This window comes from Winogradskya humida (assembly GCF_016862215.1).
In the GTDB taxonomy this organism is placed as follows: Bacteria; Actinomycetota; Actinomycetes; order Mycobacteriales; family Micromonosporaceae; genus Actinoplanes; species Actinoplanes humidus.
The window spans coordinates 83,090-107,209 of sequence record NZ_BOMN01000012.1; the positions used below are offsets into that span (position 1 = coordinate 83,090).

Genomic DNA, 24,120 nt, shown 5'->3' on the forward strand with positions numbered 1-24,120 from the left:
AAACCGTCCTCGATGGGTAATCGGTTACGGGTGGTAGGTGTCACTTTGTCCCCCGCACACGAATGCCCCGGCGCGTCGTTGACTCGGGCATGGAAACACAGGCGCAAATCCTCGACACGTCACTGCTGGCCTGGGACAAGGAGGCCGCGTCGGGTGAGGACAACGTCCCCGCCGACCTGACGTGGGGCACGATCCGGCTCGGCGTCGAAGCCCTGCAGCGCAAGGCGGAGGTGCTGATCGAGCTGTCGGAGAAATTCCCGTCGGTCCAGGCCGTCCTCAGCATGGACGAGCAGTACCAGGAGGGCGTGGACCTCGCACACGACCTGGTAGGCCGCGACCACAAAGTCCGCGTCTAACGCTCACGGCAACCGTCCGCGTCTGACCTCTCACGGCAACCGCCGCAGAACGCAGACCACCTTGCCGAGGATGATCGCGTCGTCGCCCGGGATGACGTCGAAGAGCGGGTTGCGGGGCTCGAGCTCGACATGCCCGTTGCGCCGCTGGAAGACCTTGGTCGTGGCCTCGTCGTCGATCAGGGCGACCACGACGTCGCCGTTCTCGGCGGTCTGCTCGCGGCGCACGATCACCACGTCACCGTCCGCGATCGCCGCCTCGATCATGGACTCGCCCTTGACCCGCAGGGCGAACAGCTCGCCTCCACGGCCCACGAAGCTCTCGGGAAGCGCGAGCTCCTCCTCGATCACCTGGTCGGCCAGGAGCGGCGCACCCGCGGCCACCGTGCCGAGCAACGGAACCTGAACCGCGCCGGCCGGCCCGGGCCGCGGTGAGAACGACTCGCGAGCATCGACCGCACGCGGCGAGTGGGCCTCGCGGCGCAGCAACCCCCGCGCCTCCAACGCTTTCAGGTGGTGCGTCACGGTCGAGGGAGACCGCAGCCCGACAGCCGCGGCGATCTCCCTGACCGTGGGTGGATAACCGCGCTCGTGCACCAGCCTCTGCACGACATCCAGGATGCGTCGTTGCCGGCCACTGACCGCGGAATCCTCGTCATCCATGCGGCAACCCTACCGCAAGAACCGAACATATGTACGAACGGATGCCCTACGCCTCGAAGCGCGTCCGCCGGCGGCGGACCAGCAGGACACCGCCCGCGATCAGCACGACCCCGGTGAGAACGATCAGCGTGGTGGCCGGGCCGGTCACGGGTAGACCGCCGCCGCCGGAACCGCCTTCATCGGCGACGACCGGGGGCGTGGTGGCCACGGGCGGTGAGGTAGCCACGGGGGACGAGGTGGCCGGGGAAGGTGAGGGCGGAGGATTCAGGACCAGGGTCGTACCATTGTTGGCCTGGTCGTCGTAGCTTTCGTATTGCACCAGGCCGGCCCGGACCGTCCCCTTGGCAGTGGTGATGAGCTTGTCGATCCGCAGCCCGATGTCGAAGGTGACGGTCTCGCCGGGCAGAGTGAAGACATCCGAGATCGAGCAGAAGACGGTCGCCTTGTTGTAGGAGAAGCAATGCTCCGGCAGGCCGGTGGCCGTCGTTCCCGGCGGCAGGGCGAATTCGATGCCGCTCGGCCGCACGATGAACTGGCCGGCGTTGTGGACGCCGACCGTGGCCGTCACCACGTCGCCTTTCTTGCCACGGATCGGGGACTTCGCGTACGCGGCGGTGTCGGTCTTGCCGGTGGTGGCCTCGTCAGCCACGATCCATTTCGAGGACGAATTGTTCGCGTACTTCCAGTAGTCCTGGTCGACCTGTTCGACCGGCGGTCCCGTCGAGTCGGGTGCCGAGTCGATCCGCAACACGCCACCACTGCCGTGCGTACCCGTCACGGGTTTGTGCTCCGTCACGGTGTCCCAGGTGAAGCCGAACCTGAGCTCGCCGAAATGCTCGACGTCCGCGCGTACGGTCATCGGCAGCCGCACGGTATAGGTCCTGCCCGGCGCCAGGTCCTGGTCGAAGACGCACTGCTTGGGCAGGGCGAAGCCGGGGTCGTAGACACAATTGCTGTAGAGCTCGGCCGGCTTCGGCGGGGCCAGCACCAGCTTCGCCGTCGGATCGTCGAAGGTGAGCACCGCGCGGCGGATGGTGTAGGTGCCGTCGACCGCCGCCGAGAACGGGACCTCAGCGGTTTTGCCGGGCCCGATCCAGATGCGCTCCGCCGGGTTGGTGCCGACCGCCGCGAAATTGACGTTCTCGACGACACGATAGGTGTTCACCGTCGACACCGGCTCGATGTTGCTGCCGCTCAGCGTGACGGTGACGCGTACCGTTTCACCGGGCTTGGCATCCGAAGTGGGCGAGAGAAAAATGCCGATGCCCATGTCGTAGGGTTTCGCCGCGGTCAGCGCCAGTTTTGCACTGCCCTGGCAGACGACCTCGGTACCGCTTCGCGAGCACGTCGGGTTCTCGTGCGGGTAGACATAGCCATGCTCCCCCGCCGTCGACCACGTCCATTTCGGATCCTGGACGACGGTGTCGGCGGTCGTGTGCACGGTTGTCCCGGTGCCCATGCCGATCTCGGTGCCGGACCGCCCCACACCCATCAGGGTGCCGTTGTGGCGGGGCGTCATGGTGATATCTGCCGCCGCGGCCATGGCCGGAGCGGGAATGGTCAAGGCCATGACAGCCGCGGCAAGCGCCGCGCAAGCCATGCGTACAGGTCTGTATCGCATCGATCTTCTTTCCCCGTAGACGATCGATGCACAGTAATGGTTCTCGGTGAACTTCGGGGGGCGCCGTCGCCTGGCGCGACGCCCCCGGGAAGCTCAGACCTCGGACGTGACCAGCTGAGCGATGGCAGCCGCACGCTGGGGGCCGTAGATGGCGAGCATCCGCTGGGCGGCCTCCTCATCGGTCTCGCCCTGGCCCAGACCGGCCGACAGGACCTCGTCGGCCACGCCTTCCTGCGCTTTGGCGATCTCGTCCAGCTTCGCCATGATCGTCGGCAGATCCTGGTCGTCGGCCGCGACGTTCTTGGCGATCGCCTGAATGGCCGTCGACAGTGTCCGCAGGGTCGCCGGCACCCCCGAGAGAATGTTGATGTACGACCCCGGCTTCACGCCCGCGTACTTGGCCCCGGCGCCGTCGCCGATCTCATAGTCCCGCTTGTATTCGATGTCGTTGACAAAATTCTCGAACGTCCGCGTCGGGTACGCCTTGTTGCGGATGTGCATGTCGAGGATCGCGTCGGCCAGCGCCGCCCGCCCCTCGCTGCTCTTCAACGCGTCGATGACATCCTGCTTGCTCACGCCGTCCTCCTCGAGAAGCCCCCACGGGCTCGTGTTCTTTTCCTGCGCCGTCGTGTATCGAGCGCTGAAATGCGCGTGCTCCGTGTGCGGCGAAGTGCCGGTGTAGTCCCGCCACGTCCAGCCCCATGAGGCACTGGCGATCCGCCGGTTGTAGATGACGTTCTGCAGCCGGTTGTCCCGCCCGGCCCGGTGATTGCCGACGATGATGTCGACACACTTCTGCATGTTCCAGCCCGGCTTCTTCAGGTCGGTGTCCACATCAATGGCGTGCACCTCATTGATGTTGTCGGCATCCTCGGACGGCGTATTACCGGTCTCATCAGGATTGTGATCCGATGCGCCGGCCGCGTGCGAGGTGTCACCGATCGACCCGTCCGAAGCCTTGTCCCGGGACGGCGCCAGTTTGTTGAATTCGTTACGCAGACTGACCAGACAAGGCACCAGAATCCAGCTCGCCATGGTCACCTCCCACGTCGGCGCGGCCCGATAAGGCCTCGTCAGTGTTGCTGTCGTGCGGTTCCATCGGGGGTCTCTCCTCACGTCCAAGCGGGTTCGCGGGTGGGCGTACACATCGAAATACCCCGTTCCGTGCCGAACTAGTCGACACGGTGTCCGTCCCTCACCCCATCGAGACCCGCAAGTCCCAAGATCTGACATCCGACAAGCCATACGATCAACAACACCCCACCGGATCACTTCAACCCCTTTTTGGGTACGCCCGGAGCGCAGCCGCCGTCCGGAGGTCACGGGACAACGAAGGAGATCAACTGCCGCTAGGCTGCTGCGATGTCGTTCCGCCGAACGTTCCGCGCCGATGTCCGCGAGCAGACCGCCGCGCAGACCGAGAGCCCCGCCGTAGCCCGGGTCCGGTTCTACGCGGCCAACCTCAGCATCCTCTTCGGGCTCATCGGGCTGGTCTCCATCATTCCGTTGATGGCGGGCGACATCTCGTGGGCGGCCGCACCTGGTTGCGTACTCATGATTGCCGGTGGTGCTTTCGGCGGAATGGTGCACGTGGCCGGTGGCGTGCAACCAGCTCGACGATTCGGCCTCCTGGCGGCCATCTGCACCGTCCTCGGGTTCGCCGAGTTCTTCGCCACGATCTCGCTCACCTCATGACTTTCACAGTGGAGCCGTCCGCGCTGGACGGTTATGCGGGCCAGATCGGCCGGGCGGCCGACGATGCGAGCGGGACGAAGAACTATCTCTCCGGCTACACCGTCCAGGGCGGCTGGAACGGCGCGTTGATCGCACTGGTCGGCAGCTCCTCGGTCAATTCCATGAACGCCGCGGTCGCAGCCTCCCAGAAAGCGTCGGAAATCCTCGCCGACAGCCGCCAAGGGCTGATCGAGGCGGCAAGTTACTACCGCAGCACCGATGCGGCCGCCGCGGCGAGGCTCGACGCCACGTTGCTGAGTCCCTGCGACGTGATCCCGACCGCGCTGGAGAACCAGTGGGCAGCCAACCCGTGCGCGCCGTCGTTCAGCGACTCACGGGAACCGTCGGGCCGGCTGAAGCCCGTCGACGACGTCGAGTATTCGCACCCGCTGGGTCTGCTCGACAACATCAGCGTCTCCCACTGGGCGCTCAAGGGCTTCGATTTCGTGCTGGGCTTCAACCCGCTCGAGAAGATCTCCGACTATTTCCTCGGTGACTGGCAGGCATTCGCGAAGGCGGGCAAGGCCATCAGCAATGCCGCCGACGCGCTCGACGACCTGGGCTACAACGTGCAAGGTGGAGCGATCTCCCTGCAGAGCAGCTGGCAGGGCGAGGCGGCCACTTCCGCGTACACACATTTCACTGGTCTGGCCTCCGGTGTCGAGGACCTGGTCGATCCGATGCGGGAAATCGCCAAGCAGTGCGACACGATCTCGCGTGGCGTCTGGAATTCCTGTGAGTCGGCCACCGGCTTCGTCAAAGGAATGCTCGACGCCGCGATCATCGCCGGAATCTCCAGCGCCGCAGGCACCATCACCGTCGAAACAGGAATCGGTGCCATCGTCGGATACGGCATCGCCGCCATCGAGGTCACCCGAATCCTCGACATGTGGGCCGAAGCCACCAAGGTCATGACCACGGTCTACGGCCTGGTCCAGGCAGGCGCCGGCCTCATCGAGGCCCAGGTGTCCCGCCTGCAGGGCGCCGACCTGCCGGAGCTCTCGGGCTACGGCGGCTACCACCACCCGCTCGTGGCGAACTGACCCGGAGGATCCCACCCCGTGCACGACAGCGTCTACGACCTCGCTGGCGACGACCCCCGCATCGCCAAATCCCTGCGAGCCAGCCTCACCAAACTCGCCGAAGGCCCCGACGGCCTCCTCAAGGAAATGGCCGAAGGCGTCCTCCACGGCGAGATCGACCTCCGCCAGGCCGCCCTGTCAGAGGCTTACGGCAACGAAATCGGCGCCGCCCTCGACAAGTTCACCGTCTATTACGACACCCTCGACCAGGACGAACGCAACGCCCTGGCCGGGCAGGCGGAAGAACAGCTGGACATCCTGCTCGACGGCCCGGCCACCCTCAGCCGATCCCCGCAGGAATAACGTACTCAGGAAACGGCTCTTCCTCCGGCTCGTTCCCCACCATCGCCCCGGTCGCCTGCGACTGCAGAATCACCTTGCTGCCATCCTTGCCCGTGATCCGCACCCCGGCCGGAGCGGCCCCCCGAGCATCGGTCGGCCCGAAATCCCCGAACGCGATCAGATCCCAAGACCCAAAATCATCCGGCCGAGCCACATCAAGCAACTGCACCACAAACATCGGCAACCGAATAGCCCGCCGATTCGGCGGCGGCATCACCTCCGGCATCGCAATCACCTTCTCCCCCGCCCGCGAAGTCGCATAAAGCGTCGCCGTCGAGGTCGAGGTATAGGTAATCCGCAACCCGGTCACACTCCCCTTTGGGCTGTGATCCTTAGGATTCCAAGCCTCCCCCAGCGTCCCGTACCGTTCCAGAGACGCAATGTCAGGATGCCCACTAGCCTTCAGCAGCCCCTCGACAACATCAAAAACCCGACCCACCTGCACAAAAACTCCGATCCCCCACCCGCCAGAACCCGCGAATTCTAGCCCCATCCCGGCCCGCACCGGCCTCAGCCGGAGAAGACGACACCCGGCGGAAACTCCCCGCGCTCCTGCCAGAACTGCTTGACCTTCGACGCCACCGCACCGGCAGCAGCATCGAACTCGCCGTCCTCGGGGACCGCCTGCCAGGTGCGCTTGTCGACGATCAGCACCCGATCGAACCGCCGATCGAACCCGAACTCATACCGGACGTCGTCCGCGGTCTCTGCGACCTTCCGCCCGGACACCATCATGCCCACGGGTTACCTCCAGGGTGCCGAGTAGTCCTCATAGGTCGGAGCAGGAATCTGATTTTGCCAGTTGGAGACTACGTTGGCCGCGTGATGCGCCTCCTCATAGGTGGCCCCGGGATGAGCGTCGTAGTAGCTCGCCTCTGCCCACTCGTGCTCCAGCAGGACGATGTCCTCGGGCCGCGGGTTCCCGGAGCGTAGCCGCAGCCAGGCCTCGGCCATGTCAGGGCTCGCGTCGTATCGCCGATGAACAATTCCGCCGTCATAGTCGGAGAGCGGATGCTCTTCGAAGAAGATGTGCTTACGAATGCGGCTGATCTCCTGGACAGAGAATCCCACCGACCCGTCGAGCCTGCTCGTTGCGCGCAAATTAGCCGCAATTACTTCGGCATCGGGTGTCCCCCGAATGTCGTCGTAGGCAGCATTACTCCAGCGATCAAGGCGTTCGTAATCAAGGATGCTCCGAGGCCGGCTGGTGTGGCCGCCATGAAACGCGGATGCATCACCCTCGTCCGTGCCGTCAAGGCCAGAGCGCGGGCGTCCAGCCTCCACCAAAGCCATGGCGGCTTCCTGGGCTTGAGCCACGCTTAAGATGGCCCGCGGTGCCGCCACATCGCGGCCGTCACTGCCGCGCCGACCCGGCAGAGCGTCGCCGTCCCGAGGCGCCCTCGGGCGGCGAGTCATGACGCCGTCCGCTCAACTCCATCCATGGATGTCGAAGTTATCAGGCTCCCTGCCTCGATGTGGGCATAGTCGAAGGCGCCCCAGATATAGGGGCGCTATTGTCGCGCAACCGACTTACTCTTTCCGGCGCGTTACGTTGACCCGTCTTGTTGTACTCAGCGAGCGCATCAGGGAGGAATCAGCATATGAACACGGACGACCGTTTCACGCAGGGAGTCAAGGCTGGAGCCGCACTACACGTTGGCCGTTTCCGTACGGGTGCAGAAGGGCGCCCATTCTGGCAGGAAACGCCGTGCCCGCCGTGGTGTGCCGAGCAGCACTCGGACGGCAATTCGTATGACGACCGCTCCCACTACACCGATGAGGAATCGGTAGAATTGTCGACCGAGAATTTCACCGGATCCGGTCCGTCCGAATTGCGGCTGAGCCTGTGGCAGCACTACCGCGAACAAGAGCCGAGACTTTGCTTACACAAAGACGACTCTCAAGGCGTCTACCTCACGTTGTCGGAGGCAATCCGGCTGTCGGAGACCCTCGCTCAGCTTGCCGCAGTCGCTGTTAAGCCGGATACACTCTCTACTCCTCAACGTCAGGAGCGCGCGCTCAAGACGGCCGCTTAGCGCGCCGACCGGGTGCGCAGAGAATCCAGGGGACCTTTGCCCTCCGCTGCCCGGCCGACTCCGGTAGCTGCATGCCGAGCTGGTACAACGCATCGCGACGCAAGGCCCCGGCGACGCTTTCGCTACCAAGGGCACTCTGCGAGGCATTCTCAGCGAAGTCGGAGCTGACGATCGAACAGCTAGGCTCCTGAAGCAGCATGCTCGACAGCCGCGACAGGCACCCGCAGCGCAACCACCGCACCGTGGGGTGTCCGGGGGTCGCCCCCGGAGCAATATGGTGGGGCGGGCGGGACTCGAACCCGCGACCGAGGGATTATGAGTCCCCTGCTCTAACCCACTGAGCTACCGCCCCGTTCCGGCGGCGATCCTAACCCGTGGGCACCAGCGCAGGCCAGTGATCTACGCGGGGCGGCATTTCTGCCTTTTCAGCGGGCCGTTGCGGTCAGGGCGCCGAGGTCTTGCAGGACCGATCCTGCCGTACGCCAGCCGCTTGCCATGGCGCCTTGCAGGGATGGGCTGTCGCGGTGGTCGCCGGCTACGTAGAGGCCGCCGCCCAATGCGACTGGCTTTCGCAGTTTGGCCTGGGGGGTGGGGGCTGCGGGGAGGGCGTGGGGGATCGACACGATCTCCAGGAGTTGCCAGTCGTCGGTGGGGACGCCGTACATGCGGGAGAGTTCGACTCGGATTACCGCTTCGGAGGCGCCTGAGGGGGCTGCTACGCCCACGGTGGAGGCCGCGATGAGGGATTGGCCTGCTGGGGCGTATTCGGGGGCGGCGTTGGACATCACGATGGTGTTGGCGATGATTTCGCGGCGGTCGCCGTCCAGGAGCAGGGTCGGCTCGGCGATGGGGGCCTGGGGGGCGCCGAAGTAGTAGGTCGTGAGGCCGTTCATCGCGGGGGCCGGCAGGCTCGGGAGGAGCTGGGAGGCTGTGGCGGGGTCGGTGGCGACGATGATGGAGCGGCAGCGGATTTCGCCGCCTTCGGTGACGACCATGCCGGGGGCGAGCGAGAGGACTCTCGCGTTGATCAAGAGTTGGGGGTACGGGAGGGGGCCCGCGATCGCGGCGGGCAGGGCTCCCATGCCGCCGGCCGGGACGCCGATCCTTCCGCGCGCGAACGAGCGCAGGACCATCGCCAGGACGTGGCTCGAGGTGTCGAGAGAGCGGTCCGCGAAGACGCCTGACAGGAACGGGCGCAGGACTTCTTCGATCATGCGGTGGGAGAGGCCGGCTTTGCGCAGGGCTTCCTGGGTGGTCATTTCCGGGGCGCCGAGCAGGCGGGCCGGCGGGTAGGTCGCGCAGCGGGTGGCCAGGGCGGCGAATTTGAGGCGGTCGGCGAGGGTGCCGACGCCGCTTCCCAGGGTCTTCGGGGCGCTCAGGGGCTCGCGGAGGGGGTTCTCCAGGCGGTGGAGGCGGCCCGCCCGGCGGACCAGCACGCCGGGCGTGAAGTAGCGCATGTCGAGGGCGTCGATGTCACAAAGGGCCGGCAGCCTTGGGTACGCCGTGTTCAGCACCTGGAAACCACGGTCGAGATGCCAGCCGTCGATGACGTCCGTGGCGACGCGGCCACCGAGCCGGTCGGAGGCTTCGACGAGCAGCCAGTCGACGCCGGCGCGGTCCAGCCTGCGGGCAGCCGCGAGCCCGGCCAGACCGCCGCCCACGATGACGACGTCCACCTCTACCGGCTGCTCCAACAGGCACCTCACAGGAGGACAAACAACGCAGGCCCCAGACTAACGGGGTACGCCGCCCACGGCAGCGGAAAGCTCAACGCCACGGCTCAGGCGGCGGAGGTCCGTCTCGTTGGTCCGTTCGTAGCGCAGCACCTTGATCATCAAGGGTGACGGTAGACAGGCCGGCGGCCCGGGCCCCGCGAGGGGGGACCGGGCCGCCGGGGTTGTCAGCGGATGATGATCTAGAGGGTGCCCTTGCGGGTCGCGACCTGCTCGCGGAGGGCGCAGGAGATGACCGGGTCGAGGGTGAAGTCGGCGGTCAGGACGAAGCCGGCGCTGACCTTGGAGCTCTGGACCTCGGGGATCCAGCCGTCCTTGGCGACGATCGCCTGGTAGGTGCCCTTCGGCAGCCACCACTGGTAGTGGCCGGAGGCGTCCGCGATCAGCGTGTAGCTGGTCGTGCCGTTGAGGCGGATCGTTGCCTTGAGCGGGGTTGAGGTGCCGTTGCAGGAGACGCCGGTGACCGTGCCCTGGATCTTGCCCCAGCTGGCCGGCGGGGAGACGTTCATCTCCACGTTGACGTTCGGGACCGGGTACGGGGTGGCGGCGCGCAGGCCGAGCTGGGCGGTGAACTGTCCGGGCTGGGCCACGCCGGCCGCCGCGGTGGCGGTCAGGGTCACCTTGACGGACTTGGACTTGCCGGGGGCCAGTTCGAAGGTCACCGGGTCCTCGGTCAGCCAGGAGACGTCACCTTCGGCGTCGCATTCGCCGAGCCCGTCGAGCAGCGCGGAGTCCGCGTTGCCGACGAACGGGGTGACCGAGCCGCCGATGCGGTAGAAGCCGCAGGCGCCGGCTCCGCGGTAACGCGGGGTGGCCATGGCCGGGAGCGTGCTCCAGCTGTCGGCGGCCGGGTCGTACCCGATCGTCTGGCTGGTGACGCCGCTGGAGCCGTTGGCCACACCACCGGCCAGGACGAGCAGGCCACCGGCCGCGCTCACCTGACCGCCCCACAGGTCGACCGGGGCGTCGGCGACCGCGGTCCACGCACCCGAGGTGGGGTCGAGAACCTTGGTGGCCTTGGTGGAGGCGGTTCCGTCGTACCCGCCGGAGCAGTAGACCTTGCCGCCCAGGGCGCCGCAGCCGATGAACGAGGTCTTGTTCGGGTAGGACGTCGTGGTGCTGAACGAGCCGGAGGCCGCGTCGAAGACGACCACGTCGGCCGTGGAGGCGCAGTTGCCGTCGAGGCAGCCGCCGACCAGGTAGACCTTGCCGTCGATGATCGCCGAGCCCGCGGCCGAGGCCGGCTTCGGGTTGGTCGTGGCCGGCGTCGACCAGGTGCCCGCTGCCGGGTCGAACACGTCGACCGTGTTCACCGGCGTGCCACCGGGGCCCCAGCCGCCGATCACGTAGAGCTTGCCGTCGACTGCCGCGGCGACCGGCTTGGACCGGGCGGAGGGCAGGTCGGGCAGGGTCGTCCAGGCGCCGTCGGCGTACACGAACGCCTTCTTCTCGGTGCCTGTCGTACTGCCGCCACCGACCGAGTAGACCTTGCCGTCGATCGTCGCGGCGGCGTTGTCGTAGATGGCCGTCGGGTAGTTGGGCAGGGCGGTCCACGAGTCCGCGGCCTGGGTGCCGGCCTTGGGGTTGGTCGCGGCGAAGCTCGGCCCGGTCATGGCCGTGCTCAGACCCTTCATCTGTACGGTGGTCCCGGCCGTGCCCTTGGTCTTCAGCGCCTCGAAACCCTTGGGGCGTTCGAGGACGTCGACCGTCGTCGCGGCGTTGCCGGTGTTCGTGACCGTGACGGTGGTGCTGCGCGTGGTGCCGTACGTCTGGAAGGACTGGATCTCGGTCGGTGTGACCGTCAGCCGGCCCGCCTTGAGCGCGTAGTCCGCACGCTTCACGCCGTTGGCCGTAACCGCGACGGTCTTCGTGAGCGACTGGTACGGCGCCTTGCTCGCGGTGAACGGGTGCGAGCCGGTGGCGGTGGAGAACAGCCAGTAGAAGCCGTCCGCCAGGTTGGTGTCGGCCGGGGTGGCCGCCGAGACGCCCTTGTCAGCCGGGGCGTCGTCGCTGGTGACCGTCACGCCATTGAGCGCGAGGCCGGTGTTGCTGTCGGTGGTGTTGCCGACGACCAGGCCACCCGGGATCGGGGTGCACGCCCGGTTGACGACCTCGACATCGTCGACCTGCCACCACCAGGAGTACGAACCGGCGTACCGGAATCGCACCTGGGCGGCGGCAGCACCGGCGGCCGGGGCGAGCGAGACCTCCTCGTTGGCCGGACCACGGCGGCTGGCGGTCTGGTGCCACACGTTGGTCCAGGTGGTGCCGCCGTCGATCGTGACGTCGATGTCGGCCGGGCTGCTCAGCGCGTAGAAGTCGCTCTTGAAGCGGACGAACGGTGCCGTCTGCTCGCTGAGGTCGATCGGCGGGCTGATCAGGTCACTGTCCTGGGCCTTGCCGGAGCCGAGCTTGTCGCTGTCGATGATCGCGAAGCCACCGGTGCCGCCGGTCTTGTTGCCCCGGTTGCCGATGTCGGTGAAGCCCCAGCCGCCGCCGTCGGTGCGGTTGACGACCGACCAGCCCGCGGGGGTGCCGGTGCCACCGAACGATTCGGTGAGGGCGGGGGTGCCGTACGACGCCGAGTAACCGGTCGCGGTGCACGCGGCCTCGACGGGGACGACGATGTTGGCCGTCTTCGCGGCGGTGCCCACGATGACGTCCTCGGTGGTCGGCTGGTAGCCGGGGTACACCGGGGTCGCCTTGAGCTCGTACGACGTGCTGGCCGGCAGCGACACCGAGTAACGCCCGGTGACCGGGTCGGTGAACAGCGGGGCGCCGGGGCGTCCGCTGACCTCGACCTTGGCGTACAGCGGCCAGCCGTGGCCGGAGCCGTCGGTGACCGTGCCGCTGACGGTGACGAGCTGCGCCGGGGTCAGCGCGAAGTTGACCGTCTTGACCTCGCCCTCGCCGGCCGTGACCGTGATGGTCTTGGACAGGTAGCCGTACTTGGTGGCGGTGACGTCGTAGGTGCCGGCCTCGAAGACCAGCTGGTACTTGCCGTCGGCGCCGGTGGCGACCGTGCGACCGGCGGCGGTGACCGTCACGTCGGCGAGCGGGTTGCCGGTGCTGGCGTCGGTGACCGTGCCGGAGGCCCGCGCGATCGGACCCCGCGGCGCGTCGAGGACCGCGTTGTAGACGTCGAGGCGGCCTTCACCCCAGACGTTGTTGTCGGTCGCGGTGCCACCGCAGGAGGTGTCGCTGGTGTCGATCGCCGTCCCGTCGAGCAGTGCCCGGGTGGCGGCGATGTCACCGCGCAAGGTCGGGGCTGCTGCCCAGATCAGCGCGACAGCGCCGGCGACGTGCGGGGTGGCCATGGAGGTGCCGTCCCACGCCTCGTAGTCGTCGCCGGGGACCGCGGAGCGGACGGCGACACCGGGCGCGGAGATGTCCGGCTTCACCGAGTTGTCGATCGAGGACGAGCCGCGACCGGAGAACGAGGCGATGGCGTGACCCGAGTCGTACGCGCCGACGGCGTACGCGTCGGGGTAGTCACCGGGGTTCGAGGCGGTGTTGCAGCCCGGTCCGGCGTTGCCGTTCGCGATCGCGGGGAAGATGCCCGCGGCCACCCAGGCCTGGACGGTGTCCTCGTACCACAGGTCGCCGCGGCCGCCGCCCCACGAGTTGTTGACGACGTCGGGACGCAGGTCGGGGCGCGGGTTCTGACCGTTGCTGTCGGTCGGCGCGAGGATCCACTGGCCGCCCGCGAGCAACGAGGCGTCCGAGCAGTTGTCGCTCTCGCAGCCCTTCGCGGAGATGAACTTCGCGCCGGGTGCCACGCCGATCTGGTTGCTGCCGCCGTCGCCGCCGACCATCGTGCCGATGGTGTGCGTGCCGTGGCCGACGTTGTCGCAGGGGCCGGTGCCCCCGCAGGCGTTGGACGGGTCGAACCAGTTGTAGTTGTTGTCGACCGAGCCGTCCGACTGCAGGCCGCGGTAGTGCGACTTGATCGCCGGGTGGGTGATGTCCACACCGGTGTCGACGCTGCCGACGACGATGCCCTCGCCCTTGTCGGTGAAGTCTTCCCACACCCGGGGAGCGCCGATGTCGGTGACGCCCCACTCGACGGCGGCGGTGCTCGCCTTCGCGGCCTTCTTGGCGACCGGTTCGATCACCTTGAAGGTGCGCACCGGGTCGATGCGCTCGACGTCGGCGCGGGCCGAGATCGAGTCGAGCAGTGCCCGGTCGCCGGTGACGCGGACCGCGTTCGCGATCCAGTAGGTCGAGTAGCTCGCCTTCCTGCCGTCGAGCAGCGTACGCAGCCCCTTCTGGCTTTCCGTGGCTGTGGTCGTCAGCTCGCGGTAGACCCGGGTGGTGCGGTCCTTCTTGTCGGCGACCTTCGCGGCGGACGCGAGGTCCGCCTTGTCGCGCAGGTACACCCAGAAGCTTGCGGTGCCGTCCTTGGCCAGAGTGGACAGCAGTTCGGAGCTGACCGCCGGTGACGGGTCAGCCGCGTGCGCGGCCGTGCCCGGCAAACCGGTCAGGGTGATCGCGAGGGCCAGCGTGGCCCCGGCGATACTTCGTCGTCGTACGCGATTCACGCGCGGACCTGACATGGTTCTTCCTCCCCCAGAACTGCCGCGCCCGGTGGTGTCCGGGCACGGCTGTGACGACCGCCGGGGATAGCCGGCACCGTCCGGACACTGTGGGTCGTGCACGCGCCTACAGTGCGTGCATCCGCAGGTGTCGATGCAATGCTGCGGCCGGAGAGTGGTGCTGATCAATGGCATCTCTCGGCCAAGACCCGGGCAGGGGATGGGCTAAACCATTGCGGTGCTGTGAATTCTCTGTGTGCAGATGTTGACCGACACCTATGCGACAGCGTTTGCTGGTGACAGCCGAAGATCCCGGAGGAAGCCCGTGTTGGGTCGATCCAGCGTGCCGTTGGTGGTCTGCGTCTCCCCGGACCGCCAGGTCCGTGAAAACCTTGTCCGTCGCCTCGACGATCTCGGAGCCGTCCTGATGTGTGCCGACATCGGCGAGCTGCGTGCCATGCTCGCGGGGACCCTCCCCGCCGAGCCCGAATTTCCCGACGAGATTCCCGCCCGGAGCCCGAGCGAGAAGGTCAGTTTCGGGGACCTCGTCGTCGACGTGGTCCAGCATCAGGTCGCCTGGCGGGGTCACGCCCTCGACCTCACCCGCCTGGAACATCGCCTGCTCACGAGGCTCGCGTCACCACCGGTGGAGGTGTGGCCGTACGAGCGGCTCTTCGCCGCCGTCTGGGACAGCGCCTATCTGGGCGACACGTCGATCCTGCACTCGGCCGTGAAGCGGCTGCGGCAGAAACTACGCGCCCTGGACGGCGGGCCGGTGGTGGAGACGGTCCGGGGCATCGGCTACCGCCTCAAGCAGACGGTGGCCCCTGCAGCTTAGAAAGCCGGACAACGTTGTCAGGGACGCCGCCGGGCGTATTCGGCCCGCGCGGCGTCCAGGCTCAGGCTGCCGTTCGGGCCACCCATGACGACGGCACTGTTGTGGTCGTCCTGCCCGTCGTCCTCCCACCAGCACTCCCGGCAGATCTGGAACTGACCGCGTTCCGCCAGGGTCGCCTGGCCGCAGCACGGGCAGGCGTAGCGGTCCGCGTCCGGATCCGGGACCGGCTCCGGCCCGATCCGCCACTGCCATGGGCCACCCTCGCCGATCCTGCCGGTGTATCGCAGCAGAACACTCGTGGGGTGCTGCCTCGGCACCAGCGCTTCGGGGGCGAGGCGCAGGAGAACCAGACGGCTGATCCAGGCGGGCGGGCGCCACCTCACCCCCAGACCCTGAGTGATGTCGTACGTGTGGAGCAGCATCTCCGCGACGGCAAGCTCGGCGATCGCGGGCGTGGCGGCCAGCACCTCGCCGAGATGGGTCAGCGTCTCCCGGCACGTCCAGTCCAAGGTGCCGGCCGGGACGGACCAGTCACGATCGGCCAGCGGTTCGAGCGCCCCGATCGTCATCCGGGCGGCGCGCTGCAGGTCATCGGCTTTCACGCGGAGAATTCTGGCAGCTGGCACGTATGGGGGAGAACACCGATTCGCGGCCTTCGTAGCGTGGGAACAGTACGGATGATCAACGCTGCGAAGGAGACCACGATGCGTAACGTCAAGCGCGCGATGCTGCTGGTGACCGGTGCCGCGGGGCTGGTTCTGTCGGCCGCCTGCGCGAGCACGACTCCCACGGCGGCGCCGACCGCAGCGCCCACCACCGCGACCTCGGCTACCGGAAGCACCGGAAGCACCGGAAGCCCGGCCGCAGCGACCTCGTCCCCCGCGACCTCGACAAAGGGCAGCGGCGGCACCACGCGATGTCACACCGGGGATCTGAAGGTCAGCGACAAGGGCGACGAGGGCGGCGGCTCGGCCGGGCACCACAGTGAGTTCCTGGTCTTCGAGAACACGTCGGGCAGCGCGTGCACGCTGGAGGGCTACCCGGGCGTCTCGTTCGTCACCGGCGACTCCGGCGAGCAGGTCGGCAAGGCCTTCAACCGCGCACCCGCCGACTCCCCCTCGATCACGTTGAAGGCCGGGGCCAGCGCGCACGCTACGATCGAGATCGCCAGCCCGCAGGCCGTCGCGCCGGAGGACTGCAAGGTCAAGGATGTGCGCGGCTACCGCGTGTACCCGCCGGACGAGACTGCGTCGATCTTCGTCAGCCACCCGCAGACGGCGTGCTCGGCCGGGGACTACGCGATCGGCACGGTCAAGGCCCTCGCCACGGGAACAACCGACTAAGGCTGGACGGAAGCCTTGGAGACCGCGGCCCGGCGGGCGATCGCGGCGAGGCCGGCCGCGGAGGCGAGGAACATCACGGCGAGGATCAGCCAGCCGGGCGTACCGAGATCGATTGCCGTAAGGGTCACGACCGCGGGGGCGACCATCGCGCCCAGGGCGTACCCCGTGCCGTAGATGCCCTGGTAGGCGCCGAGCCGGTCCGGCGGGGCGAGCTCGAAGCTGAGGTTCCAGCCGGCCGCGCTCGACAGGATCTCCGCGAAGGCCTGCAGGACCGCCGCAACGAGCAGGGCCACGGTCGCGAGCAGGGGTGAACCCCATCCCGCGGCGGCGAAGACCACGCATGCGGCGGCCATCAACCAGCCGGCGCGGGACATTGCCCGTCCCGCGCCGCGGAGGTCGCCGGTTCCGCGGCTCAGGCGGACCTGCAGGGCGATGACGAGGCCGGTGTTGACGAGCAGCAGCGCCGAGACGAGCACGTCCGGGGCGCGCGTGTGACCGACGACCCACAGCGGGACGCCCACCTCGGCCAGGCCGAACTGGATCCCGAAGACGCCGCTCAGCGCCGTGACGCCGAGGAAGCGCAGGTCCCGGTACGGCGACGGCCCCGGTTCGACCGGCGAGGCAGCGGTACGGGCCCGGGCGTCGACCCGCGCCGCCGGCAGCCCGAGGAGCAGGACCGCCGACACGAGGTAGAACGCGCCGCCCGCTGCCAGCGTGATCCGGTACGCGGTGCCCGTACCTATGGCCAGCGGGATGGCCGCGACCGCCGTGCCCGCGGAGATCCCGATGTTCGTCACCGTCCGCATGGTCGCCCGGATCCGCACCCGCTCCTCGCCGGGGAAGGCGCGGCCCACCGCCGCGGACCGCACCGAGGAACCGCCCTGCTGGACCAGCGTCACGATCGAGGCCACCACCACGAGCGACACCACATCGTGGACCAGGACGTACGCCGCGACCGCGAGCCCCTGCACGACGTGCAGCACCACGAGCATCATCCGGGAGCTCCAGCGGTCGGCGAGGTGCCCGAACGCGAGGGAGCTGAGGACACCGACACCGCCGGCGATCGTCAGCCCGAGACCGACCGCCACGGCGGGGACGCCCGCGATCGTCGTGAGGTACAGCGAGGTCAGGGTGAAGAACGCCCCGCGCCCGACGGTGTCGACGAGGGTGACGGTGAGCAGGCGCCGCAGGACGGGATCGCCGCGGACGAGAACGCGGAGCGGAACGGGGGCTTCGACTTCGGCAACAGGCACCCGTCGGTTATGCCAACATACGGTTCCACGGCCAATAGATTTAGGATATAGCTTCATGATCAGGTACGAGCTGGAGTCCGCGGACGTCTCCGCCGTCCGCTTCGGCATCTCGCCGCTGGGCGAGGTCAGCCTCGGGCTCCGCGCGCTGCGTGCCCCGGACGCGTTCCCCCTGCAACAACCCTGGCTCGACCGCATCGCCCCCGTACGGCAGCTGCTCGACACCGAGGTGCTGCTCGGGCTCGTCAACGACCGGCGCTGGGTCGCCGACTTCACCAACCCGCGGCCCGGTTCACCGCTCACCGACTTCGGCCAGGAGATCGCGGAACTCGCCCGGATCACCCCGGAACGACTCCGCGGCGATCTCCGGCACGTCCACGGCGACGTTCCCCCGGTGTTCGACGGGCCGCACGACGAGGTGGTCGCCCGGCTGGTCGCGGCGCTGACCCAGGCATGGGACCTGTGCTTCGTGCCGTACTGGAAACGCATGCGGGCCGTGCTGGAGGCCGACATCACCTACCGGGGACGGGTCGCGGCGCAGGCCGGGATCGGCACGATGCTGGGTGGCCTCTCCAGCTCGATCAGCTTTGACGGCCGCAACATCGACATCCGGCTGGCGAGCCCGATCGCGCGGGTCCGCCCGATCCGCGGCGAGGGCGTGACCCTCGTACCGTCCATGTTCGTCGGGCGGTCCTCCACCCCGGCGGACGAGACCCTCCCCCCGGTGATCGTCTACCCGGCGCGCGGGCAGGGTGCGATGTGGTCCACAGCGGACCGGCCCGGCACCGGAGCCATCCGCGACCTGCTGGGCAGCACCCGCGCGACCCTGCTCGCGGCGCTGGGCGAGCCCGCCTCGTCGACCGACCTGGCGTTACGGCTCGGCGTCACCACGTCCGCCGTCAACCAGCACCTGCGGGTCCTCGAACGCGGAGGGCTGCTCAACCGCGCACGCTACGGACGGAGCATCCTGTACTACCGCAGTGATCTCGGCGAATCCCTAGCCGGTAACTGACCCTTCGTGCAGAGAGCAGGTCCGATGACACGTACGGCGCTGGTGACGGGTGCTTCGTCCGGTATCGGGAAGGCGACCGCGGCCGCCCTGGTGGAACGCGGTTACCGGGTCATCGGGACGAGCAGGTCACCCGGGAAGATCGCGGACCCGGTCGCGGGGGTCGACCACGTCGCGCTCGATCTCGACGACCCGGCGTCGGTCGAGGGGCTGGCGGCGCAACTGGGCGCGGTCGACGTACTGATCAATAACGCCGGCGAGAGCCAGAGCGGACCGCTGGAGGAACTCCCGGCGGAAGCGGTGGAAAGGCTCTTCCGCGTCAACGTCTTCAGCGCGCTGCGGCTCACCCAGCTCGCCCTCCCCGGCATGCGTTCGCGGGGATACGGCCGGGTGGTCATGGTCGGGTCGATGCTGGCGTCGTTCCCGCTCGCCTACCGGTCGTCCTACGTGGCCTCGAAGGCCGCCCTGAAGGGTTTCGCCAACGCCGGCCGTCAGGAGCTATCGCCCTTCGGAGTCTGGCTCACCACGGTCGAGCCGGGCTCCATCGCCACCGGCATCAGCGAACGCCGCACCAAGTACATCGCCGCGGACTCCCCGCACCAGAACGACTTCACGACGATGCTGGCCGCCCTCGACCGCAACGAACGCGCGGGCATCACCGCCGAACGCGTCGCCGCGACCATCGTGAAGGCGGTCGAGGCGAACCCGCCCAAGCCGCTCTACGCGGTGGGCAGCAACGCGCCGCTCGTCTTCGGCCTGCGCCGCATCGTCCCCGCCACCCTGGTCGAGAAGCTCACCCACCGCAGGCACAACCTCAAGCGCTGACCACGGTCAGTCGGGCTTCCTGCCGGCCTTCTTGCGGCGGTGGCGCCAGAAGGCGACTCCCCCGCCGATGATCAGCAGCAGGACGCCCCACACCTGGGCGGTCTGGACGGGGTCCTCGTCGGGTTCCAGAAACGCGTCCTCGAACAGGTCCGAAACAGAGCCCTCGTCCTCCTCGTCCTCGCCCTCCTCGGCACCGGCCTTGGTGGGGTCGACCGAGACCGGCATGGCGGGTTCGGCGAGGCCCAGCTGCGGGGTCACCACGCCCGTCGGCGCCGACTTGTCCGAGAGGCCGGCCCGGTTCTCGGCGAAAACCGTGAACGTGTACTTGGTGCCGTTGTGCAGGCCGGTGACCGTTGCCTCCAGGCGGTCGGTGGCGAGGGTGTGCGCGGCGATGTCCGGGGACGGGCCGACGATCGAGTAGCCGAGGACGGGGGAACCGCCGTCGCTGACCGGGGCGGTCCAGGCCACCTTCGCGTAGCCGTCGCCCGCCGCGGCGATCACGAAGCGGGGCGGGGACGGGGCCGTGATCGGGTCGCGGGGGATCACCGGGCGGGTCTCGTCACTCTGGGCCGACCTGCCGATCCGGTTGAGGGCGAAGACGGTGAAGCGGTACGACGTACCCGCGGTGAGCTCGCTGAACGTGGCCTTGCGGGTCCCCGCCGGGATCGTCTGTGTCAGCCCCGACGGCTGCATCGTCACGATGTAGCCGGTGAGCGGGGAACCGCCGTCCGTGCTCGGCGCCGCCCACGTGACGTCGGCGGACCGCGATCCCGCGAGGGCGATCGGCAGCCGCGGGTTGCCGGGGACGGTTGTTGTCGTGGTTTTCCCAGGGACGGACGGTGACGCGGCGATGGCGATCGCGCCGCTGGCCGCGCTGGCCATCGAGCTGCCGGCGGAGTTCTTCGCGGTGACCGTGAACGTGTACGAGGTGCCGGCCTTGAGCCCGTCCACCCGACCCGAGCGCAGCGCGCCGTCCACGGTCGCGAGGTGCGACTCCGGCTCCGAGGCGATGGAGTACGACGTGATCGGGCTGCCGCCGTCCGAGGTGGGCGCGGTCCACGTCACGGTCGCCGCGTCGTTGCCGGGCTGGGCGTTCACCTGCAGCGGCACCCCCGGCACCGTCACGGTCACGACCGGTGCCTGCGCTGCCTTCGACGGTACGACCGCCGCGGACTCGTTCGTCGGCCCCGACTCGGCCACGTCGTTGATCGCCACGACCTGGAACGTGTAACTGTCGCCGTTGACGAGGTCGCTGACCGACGCGGTGGTGGCCGCGGCGCCGACCGACGCGACGAGGCCGCCCGGGTTCGCGTACACGTCATAGCCGGTCATCGGCGACCCGCCGTCCGTGGTCGGTGCCCGCCAGGTCACGGTCGCCGCGGCGTTGCCGGTCTCGACCTTGACCCCGCGCGGCGAGCCCGGGTGCGAGATAGGCGGCAGCGGATAGTCCGAGGCGAGCGCGGTCCAGCCGGCCGGGACCGTGCCGTCCGACGCGGCCGCCGCACCGGGCGCGTCGACGGCGCTGGACAGCACCGCGGGATTGCCCCAGCCGCCGGGGTTGTGCGCCTCCACGGTGACCCGGTGCGACCAGCCGGGGTTGCCGGACATGTCGTAGTCGATCGAGGTGGCGGTCCCGTCGATCGTGCGCTGGGCGATCGGCACGACCTCGGTGGGGTGGCCGGGCTCGCTGCCGTAGACCGTGATCCGGTACTGGTCGACCGGCCCGGACGTGCCCGGCTTGGTCGGTGGGAGCCAGGCCGTTGTCAGGGTCGCGCCGCTGCCGGACGGGCTCACCACCGGCGGGTACGGGAGCGTCGACTTGTTACCCGGGATCGGCTGGCCCTTCGGGGTGGGCCTCGGCGCGCTGGCCGGCACCGGCACCCGCGCGGTGCCCGGCTCGCGGTGACAGGTCTCCTTGCCCGAGTCGGTGTAGATGCCGCCGAGGGTGCGGTATTCCCACGCGTACCCCATGGGATTGAGCTTCATGAAGAGAACGCCGAACTCTTTGTCCGTGCCGGTCTCGAAACCCGCGTGCCGGACCGGGTCGATCGCGTAGAAGCGGTGGTGGTTGATGCCGCCGGTCCCGACGATGAAGTTGCGGTAGCCGTTGTCGTTGTCGACGGTCGAATCCGGGGTGATCCGCGACCAGCGCTGATAGTTGTGGTCGTGCGCGTTCACGATGACGTCCACGCCGGCGTCGTAGAGCAGCCGGGCCATCGGCGGCATGTTGGGGTTGTTGCCGAACTGGCCGATGGAGATGATCGGATGGTGCCAGTACGCCATCTGGCACTGGTCCGGTGACTGGCCGGCGAGCTCGCCCTTGAGCCATTCGTACATCTCGCCGCCGGGTGAGCACGCCTTCGTCGAGCAGGCCGAGCTGAGCGCGTAGATCTTCCAGCCGCCGACCTCGAAGCTGTAGTTGCTCTTGCGGTCGGGGTGCGCCTGCTCGCCCCAGTAGCGGTAGTAGTCGGGTGCGCCGGAGACGGAGTACTCGTGGCTGCCCGGCACGGGATGGATCTTGTCGCGCAGCCGGCCCCACGTCGGGTCGAACGAGACCTGCAGGTCCTCCCACGCGCCGTGCTCGTACTGCAGATCACCCACGGCGAGGACCGTGGCGACGGCGTCTCCGGCTTTCAGGATCATGTCCGAGGTACGCCCCATCGCGCACCCGACGGCCGTACCCTTCCCGCCGTTGAAGGCGGTGGTGGTGTGCCCGCACGCGATGTTGCCCGACGCGGCGATCAGGGTGCCCGGCTCCCCGCTCAGCGGCACCGCGTCATAGATTCTGGTCGCCGCCGACGCGTCCGTGGCCAGCTCCGCGAGCAGAGCCAGCAGAGCCAGCAGCAGCAAACCGCCGAGGCCCGCAAGAAACCGTCGCGCGAGCCTCGCCATCGCAGGGCACCCTTCCGCGTACCGGGAATAGAACTGCCCACAATTTTGCGCGTTTTTGGCCCTTTTTCGTGCGAAGTTTAGCGTTTTCGAGTGATCAGTCGACGTTGACGTCGCGGCGTACCGAGAAGGTCGCGGCGACCACCGCTGCCAGGGCCCAGCCCAGGAACTGCACCAGGGCCCTGCCGTTGCCGCCGGCCGCATCCAGGTACGCCGAGAACGGCAGCGGCTGCTCCATCCGGAAGTACATGGCCTCGATGAAGATGACCCACACCGCGAACCCGACCACCAGCGGCGTCGCCCGGCGTACGACGATCGCCATGGCCGCACCGAGCAACCCCATGATCGGGACGACCGTCAGGGTACGCAGATAGACGTCGGCATCGCCGCTGAAGAGCACGACGACCCCGCTGACCGCGGCGAACCCGAGGGAAACGATCACTGTCGTCAGCAGCTGGGCGAGCAGTACCTGGATCCGCTTGGGCCGGGCCAGGTAGAGCAGCACGGCCGTGCGGTGCTGATAGTGCTGCGTGATGCCCGTGACCCCGAAGCCGAACGCGCTCACGCCCGCCAGCAGCGCCCACATGTCGGCGCTCATCACGCTGAAGATGATGCCGAACGCCGCGAACACGGCGATCGAGAACGCGCTGGACCGGATCGTCGACAGCCGGTACAGCTCACTGCGCACCACGGCGATCATCGGTCGCCCTCCTGAGTCGTCGCGGTGGTGACAGCGGCTTCCGGAGCGGCGTCAGCCTCGATGGGGGCGGCTTCGGAGGGCGTCCGGGTTTCGGAGGAGGCCCGGGTTTCGGAGGAGGCCCGGGTTTCGGAGGAGGCCAGGGTTTCGGAGGAGATCAGGCTTTCAGCGGAGATCGGGGGTTCGGAAGGGATCGGGATGAGGTCCGCCGGGGCGGGGAAGAGGTCGGCGGCCGGTGGGGAGCCGGGATCGGGGGCGGGGGCGGCGACCGGGGCGGGCACCGGCGCGTCGCCCGCGACCAGGTTGAGGAAGATCTGCTCCAGGTTCGGGGCGTCGGAGGCCAGCTCGTAGAGCGGCACGCCGGCCTCGAAGGCGATGTCGCCCGCGTCCTCCGGCGCCAGGCCGATGACCTCCAGGGCGTACCCGTCGGTGTCGACCGTGGCTCCGGCCTCCTCGAACGCGCGCCACAGCCGTTGCGGATCCCGGCCGCGGATCCGCAGCCGAGCGGAGGCCGAGCCGTACAACTCGGACAGCGGCGCCGCATACCGCACCGTGCCCTCGGAGATGATGACGACGTCGTCGATGAGCTGGGCCAGCTCCGCCAGCAGATGGCTGGAGATCAGCACGGTGCCACCGGCCCGGGCGTGATCGCGCAGCAGCTCCCGCAGCCAGGCGATGCCCTCCGGGTCGAGCCCGTTCGCCGGCTCGTCGAGGATCAGCACCTGGGGTTCACCCAGCAGCGCCGTCGCCACCGCCAGCCGCTGCCGCATGCCGAGCGAGTAGTCCCCGCAGCGCTGCTCCGCGGCGGCGGCCAGGCCCACCTGTTCGAGCAGCACGTCCACCCGGGCACGGTCGACCCCGATGAGCAACGCCTGCGTCGTGAGGTGGGCGCGGCCGCTCTGCCCCGGGTGGCTGATGCCCTGCTCCAGCACGGCCCCGACCTGCCGGGCCGGGTTGTCCAGCTCCTGGAACCGCACCTTGTTGATCAGCGCCTGGCCGGACGTCGGACGGCTCAGCCCGAGCAGCATCCGCAGCGTCGTGGTCTTCCCGGAACCGTTGAGCCCCAGGAATCCCGTCACCCGACCGGGCACCGCGGTGAACGTCACGCCGTCGACGGCACGGACCCGCCCGTAGGCCTTCGTCAGTTCGATTAGCTCGATCATCGCGCGC

General features: G+C 68.6%; 21 protein-coding genes, 1 tRNA gene and 1 pseudogene. 9 read left to right on the forward strand and 14 right to left on the reverse strand.

What is annotated here, in order from left to right; genetic code table 11:
* Positions 1 to 89 precede the first annotated feature (89 nt).
* Complete coding sequence (locus Ahu01nite_RS04295; protein ID WP_203835057.1) at positions 90 to 356, forward strand: hypothetical protein; 267 nt, start codon at positions 90 to 92, stop codon at positions 354 to 356.
* Positions 357 to 386: 30 nt separating this feature from the next.
* Here Ahu01nite_RS04295 and lexA read toward each other — a convergent pair whose 3' ends face one another.
* The 3 genes from lexA to Ahu01nite_RS04310 form a co-directional block, all read right to left on the reverse strand.
* Positions 387 to 1,016, reverse strand: coding sequence for a transcriptional repressor LexA (gene lexA, locus Ahu01nite_RS04300; protein WP_203835058.1), 630 nt, complete (start codon positions 1,014 to 1,016; stop codon positions 387 to 389).
* Positions 1,017 to 1,062: 46 nt separating this feature from the next.
* Entirely contained in the window at positions 1,063 to 2,637 is a 1,575-nt protein-coding gene (locus tag Ahu01nite_RS04305; protein ID WP_203835059.1) for a COG1361 family protein, read from the reverse strand.
* 93 nt (positions 2,638 to 2,730) lie between these two features.
* Complete coding sequence (locus Ahu01nite_RS04310; RefSeq protein WP_203835060.1) at positions 2,731 to 3,672, reverse strand: hypothetical protein; 942 nt, start codon at positions 3,670 to 3,672, stop codon at positions 2,731 to 2,733.
* A gap of 327 nt (positions 3,673 to 3,999) precedes the next feature.
* Between Ahu01nite_RS04310 and Ahu01nite_RS04315 the strand changes: the two genes are divergently transcribed.
* The 3 genes from Ahu01nite_RS04315 to Ahu01nite_RS04325 are packed head-to-tail and all read left to right on the forward strand — an operon-like array spanning position 4,000 to position 5,756.
* Positions 4,000 to 4,332, forward strand: a complete 333-nt coding sequence (locus tag Ahu01nite_RS04315) for a hypothetical protein (protein WP_203835061.1) — start codon at positions 4,000 to 4,002, stop codon at positions 4,330 to 4,332.
* Positions 4,329 to 5,414 carry a WXG100 family type VII secretion target gene (locus Ahu01nite_RS04320; RefSeq protein WP_203835062.1) on the forward strand — a complete coding sequence of 362 codons (1,086 nt, stop codon included), beginning with the start codon at positions 4,329 to 4,331 and terminating at the stop codon, positions 5,412 to 5,414. Before Ahu01nite_RS04315 ends, Ahu01nite_RS04320 begins: the two co-directional genes overlap by 4 nt.
* A gap of 18 nt (positions 5,415 to 5,432) precedes the next feature.
* On the forward strand, positions 5,433 to 5,756 hold the full coding sequence (locus Ahu01nite_RS04325; protein WP_203835063.1) for a hypothetical protein: 324 nt from the start codon (positions 5,433 to 5,435) through the stop codon (positions 5,754 to 5,756).
* On the opposite strand, the gene Ahu01nite_RS04330 is transcribed toward Ahu01nite_RS04325, so the two are convergent.
* From Ahu01nite_RS04330 to Ahu01nite_RS04340, 3 genes are all read right to left on the reverse strand, one after another.
* Positions 5,734 to 6,096 (reverse strand): hypothetical protein, encoded by a 363-nt coding sequence (locus Ahu01nite_RS04330; RefSeq protein ID WP_203835064.1) that lies wholly within the window; start codon positions 6,094 to 6,096, stop codon positions 5,734 to 5,736. The genes Ahu01nite_RS04325 and Ahu01nite_RS04330 overlap by 23 nt on opposite strands.
* A gap of 209 nt (positions 6,097 to 6,305) precedes the next feature.
* Positions 6,306 to 6,530, reverse strand: a complete 225-nt coding sequence (locus Ahu01nite_RS04335; protein WP_239158605.1) for a hypothetical protein — start codon at positions 6,528 to 6,530, stop codon at positions 6,306 to 6,308.
* A 9-nt stretch (positions 6,531 to 6,539) separates the two neighbouring features.
* Entirely contained in the window at positions 6,540 to 7,088 is a 549-nt protein-coding gene (locus Ahu01nite_RS04340) for a hypothetical protein (protein ID WP_203835066.1), read from the reverse strand.
* A gap of 308 nt (positions 7,089 to 7,396) precedes the next feature.
* On the opposite strand from Ahu01nite_RS04340, the gene Ahu01nite_RS04345 reads away from it, so the two are divergent.
* The gene (locus Ahu01nite_RS04345) at positions 7,397 to 7,831 is read left to right on the forward strand and encodes a DUF6907 domain-containing protein (RefSeq protein WP_203835067.1); all 435 of its coding nucleotides are present in this window, start codon (positions 7,397 to 7,399) and stop codon (positions 7,829 to 7,831) included.
* A 275-nt stretch (positions 7,832 to 8,106) separates the two neighbouring features.
* On the opposite strand, the gene Ahu01nite_RS04350 is transcribed toward Ahu01nite_RS04345, so the two are convergent.
* The 3 genes from Ahu01nite_RS04350 to Ahu01nite_RS04360 form a co-directional block, all read right to left on the reverse strand.
* Positions 8,107 to 8,183: transfer RNA gene (locus Ahu01nite_RS04350), tRNA-Ile, on the reverse strand.
* A gap of 73 nt (positions 8,184 to 8,256) precedes the next feature.
* Positions 8,257 to 9,525, reverse strand: a complete 1,269-nt coding sequence (locus Ahu01nite_RS04355; RefSeq protein WP_203835068.1) for an NAD(P)/FAD-dependent oxidoreductase — start codon at positions 9,523 to 9,525, stop codon at positions 8,257 to 8,259.
* 221 nt (positions 9,526 to 9,746) lie between these two features.
* Entirely contained in the window at positions 9,747 to 14,120 is a 4,374-nt protein-coding gene (locus tag Ahu01nite_RS04360) for a S8 family serine peptidase (RefSeq protein ID WP_203835069.1), read from the reverse strand.
* A 307-nt stretch (positions 14,121 to 14,427) separates the two neighbouring features.
* Here Ahu01nite_RS04360 and Ahu01nite_RS04365 point away from each other — a divergent pair, with 307 nt between their 5' ends.
* Positions 14,428 to 14,937, forward strand: coding sequence for a winged helix-turn-helix domain-containing protein (locus Ahu01nite_RS04365; RefSeq protein WP_438874755.1), 510 nt, complete (start codon positions 14,428 to 14,430; stop codon positions 14,935 to 14,937).
* Between the two features lie 17 nt (positions 14,938 to 14,954).
* Here the strand turns inward: Ahu01nite_RS04365 and Ahu01nite_RS04370 are convergent, their stop codons facing one another.
* Positions 14,955 to 15,539 carry a CPCC family cysteine-rich protein gene (locus tag Ahu01nite_RS04370; RefSeq protein ID WP_203835070.1) on the reverse strand — a complete coding sequence of 195 codons (585 nt, stop codon included), beginning with the start codon at positions 15,537 to 15,539 and terminating at the stop codon, positions 14,955 to 14,957.
* Positions 15,540 to 15,641: 102 nt separating this feature from the next.
* Between Ahu01nite_RS04370 and Ahu01nite_RS04375 the strand changes: the two genes are divergently transcribed.
* Positions 15,642 to 16,280 (forward strand): DUF4232 domain-containing protein, encoded by a 639-nt coding sequence (locus tag Ahu01nite_RS04375; RefSeq protein WP_203835071.1) that lies wholly within the window; start codon positions 15,642 to 15,644, stop codon positions 16,278 to 16,280.
* Here the strand turns inward: Ahu01nite_RS04375 and Ahu01nite_RS04380 are convergent.
* Complete coding sequence (locus Ahu01nite_RS04380) at positions 16,277 to 17,533, reverse strand: MFS transporter (protein WP_203835072.1); 1,257 nt, start codon at positions 17,531 to 17,533, stop codon at positions 16,277 to 16,279. The genes Ahu01nite_RS04375 and Ahu01nite_RS04380 overlap by 4 nt on opposite strands.
* Positions 17,534 to 17,588: 55 nt before the next feature.
* Between Ahu01nite_RS04380 and Ahu01nite_RS04385 the strand changes: the two genes are divergently transcribed.
* Positions 17,589 to 18,542, forward strand: a complete 954-nt coding sequence (locus Ahu01nite_RS04385; RefSeq protein WP_203835073.1) for an ArsR/SmtB family transcription factor — start codon at positions 17,589 to 17,591, stop codon at positions 18,540 to 18,542.
* Positions 18,543 to 18,566: 24 nt separating this feature from the next.
* Positions 18,567 to 19,364: an SDR family oxidoreductase gene (locus tag Ahu01nite_RS04390; RefSeq protein WP_203835074.1), complete on the forward strand. Its 798-nt coding sequence runs from the start codon at positions 18,567 to 18,569 to the stop codon at positions 19,362 to 19,364.
* 6 nt (positions 19,365 to 19,370) lie between these two features.
* On the opposite strand, the gene Ahu01nite_RS04395 is transcribed toward Ahu01nite_RS04390, so the two are convergent.
* From Ahu01nite_RS04395 to Ahu01nite_RS04405, 3 genes and pseudogenes are all read right to left on the reverse strand, one after another.
* Positions 19,371 to 22,256, reverse strand: a complete 2,886-nt coding sequence (locus Ahu01nite_RS04395) for a fibronectin type III domain-containing protein (RefSeq protein ID WP_203835075.1) — start codon at positions 22,254 to 22,256, stop codon at positions 19,371 to 19,373.
* 94 nt (positions 22,257 to 22,350) lie between these two features.
* Positions 22,351 to 22,953: a hypothetical protein gene (locus Ahu01nite_RS04400; protein WP_203835076.1), complete on the reverse strand. Its 603-nt coding sequence runs from the start codon at positions 22,951 to 22,953 to the stop codon at positions 22,351 to 22,353.
* 275 nt (positions 22,954 to 23,228) lie between these two features.
* A pseudogene (locus Ahu01nite_RS04405) lies at positions 23,229 to 24,113 on the reverse strand (ATP-binding cassette domain-containing protein); the annotation flags it as partial.
* Between the last annotated feature and the right edge of the window lie 7 nt (positions 24,114 to 24,120).

Coding starts and splice junctions, on each gene's coding strand:
- Ahu01nite_RS04295 (WP_203835057.1), top strand. CDS start 90: ATGGAAACACAGGCGCAAATCCTCGACACGTCACTGCTGGCCTGGGAC.
- lexA (WP_203835058.1), bottom strand. CDS start 1,016: ATGGATGACGAGGATTCCGCGGTCAGTGGCCGGCAACGACGCATCCTG.
- Ahu01nite_RS04305 (WP_203835059.1), bottom strand. CDS start 2,637: ATGCGATACAGACCTGTACGCATGGCTTGCGCGGCGCTTGCCGCGGCT.
- Ahu01nite_RS04310 (WP_203835060.1), bottom strand. CDS start 3,672: ATGGCGAGCTGGATTCTGGTGCCTTGTCTGGTCAGTCTGCGTAACGAA.
- Ahu01nite_RS04315 (WP_203835061.1), top strand. CDS start 4,000: ATGTCGTTCCGCCGAACGTTCCGCGCCGATGTCCGCGAGCAGACCGCC.
- Ahu01nite_RS04320 (WP_203835062.1), top strand. CDS start 4,329: ATGACTTTCACAGTGGAGCCGTCCGCGCTGGACGGTTATGCGGGCCAG.
- Ahu01nite_RS04335 (WP_239158605.1), bottom strand. CDS start 6,530: ATGATGGTGTCCGGGCGGAAGGTCGCAGAGACCGCGGACGACGTCCGG.
- Ahu01nite_RS04340 (WP_203835066.1), bottom strand. CDS start 7,088: ATGGCTTTGGTGGAGGCTGGACGCCCGCGCTCTGGCCTTGACGGCACG.
- Ahu01nite_RS04345 (WP_203835067.1), top strand. CDS start 7,397: ATGAACACGGACGACCGTTTCACGCAGGGAGTCAAGGCTGGAGCCGCA.
- Ahu01nite_RS04360 (WP_203835069.1), bottom strand. CDS start 14,120: ATGTCAGGTCCGCGCGTGAATCGCGTACGACGACGAAGTATCGCCGGG.
- Ahu01nite_RS04375 (WP_203835071.1), top strand. CDS start 15,642: ATGCGTAACGTCAAGCGCGCGATGCTGCTGGTGACCGGTGCCGCGGGG.
- Ahu01nite_RS04385 (WP_203835073.1), top strand. CDS start 17,589: ATGATCAGGTACGAGCTGGAGTCCGCGGACGTCTCCGCCGTCCGCTTC.
- Ahu01nite_RS04390 (WP_203835074.1), top strand. CDS start 18,567: ATGACACGTACGGCGCTGGTGACGGGTGCTTCGTCCGGTATCGGGAAG.
- Ahu01nite_RS04395 (WP_203835075.1), bottom strand. CDS start 22,256: ATGGCGAGGCTCGCGCGACGGTTTCTTGCGGGCCTCGGCGGTTTGCTG.
- Ahu01nite_RS04400 (WP_203835076.1), bottom strand. CDS start 22,953: ATGATCGCCGTGGTGCGCAGTGAGCTGTACCGGCTGTCGACGATCCGG.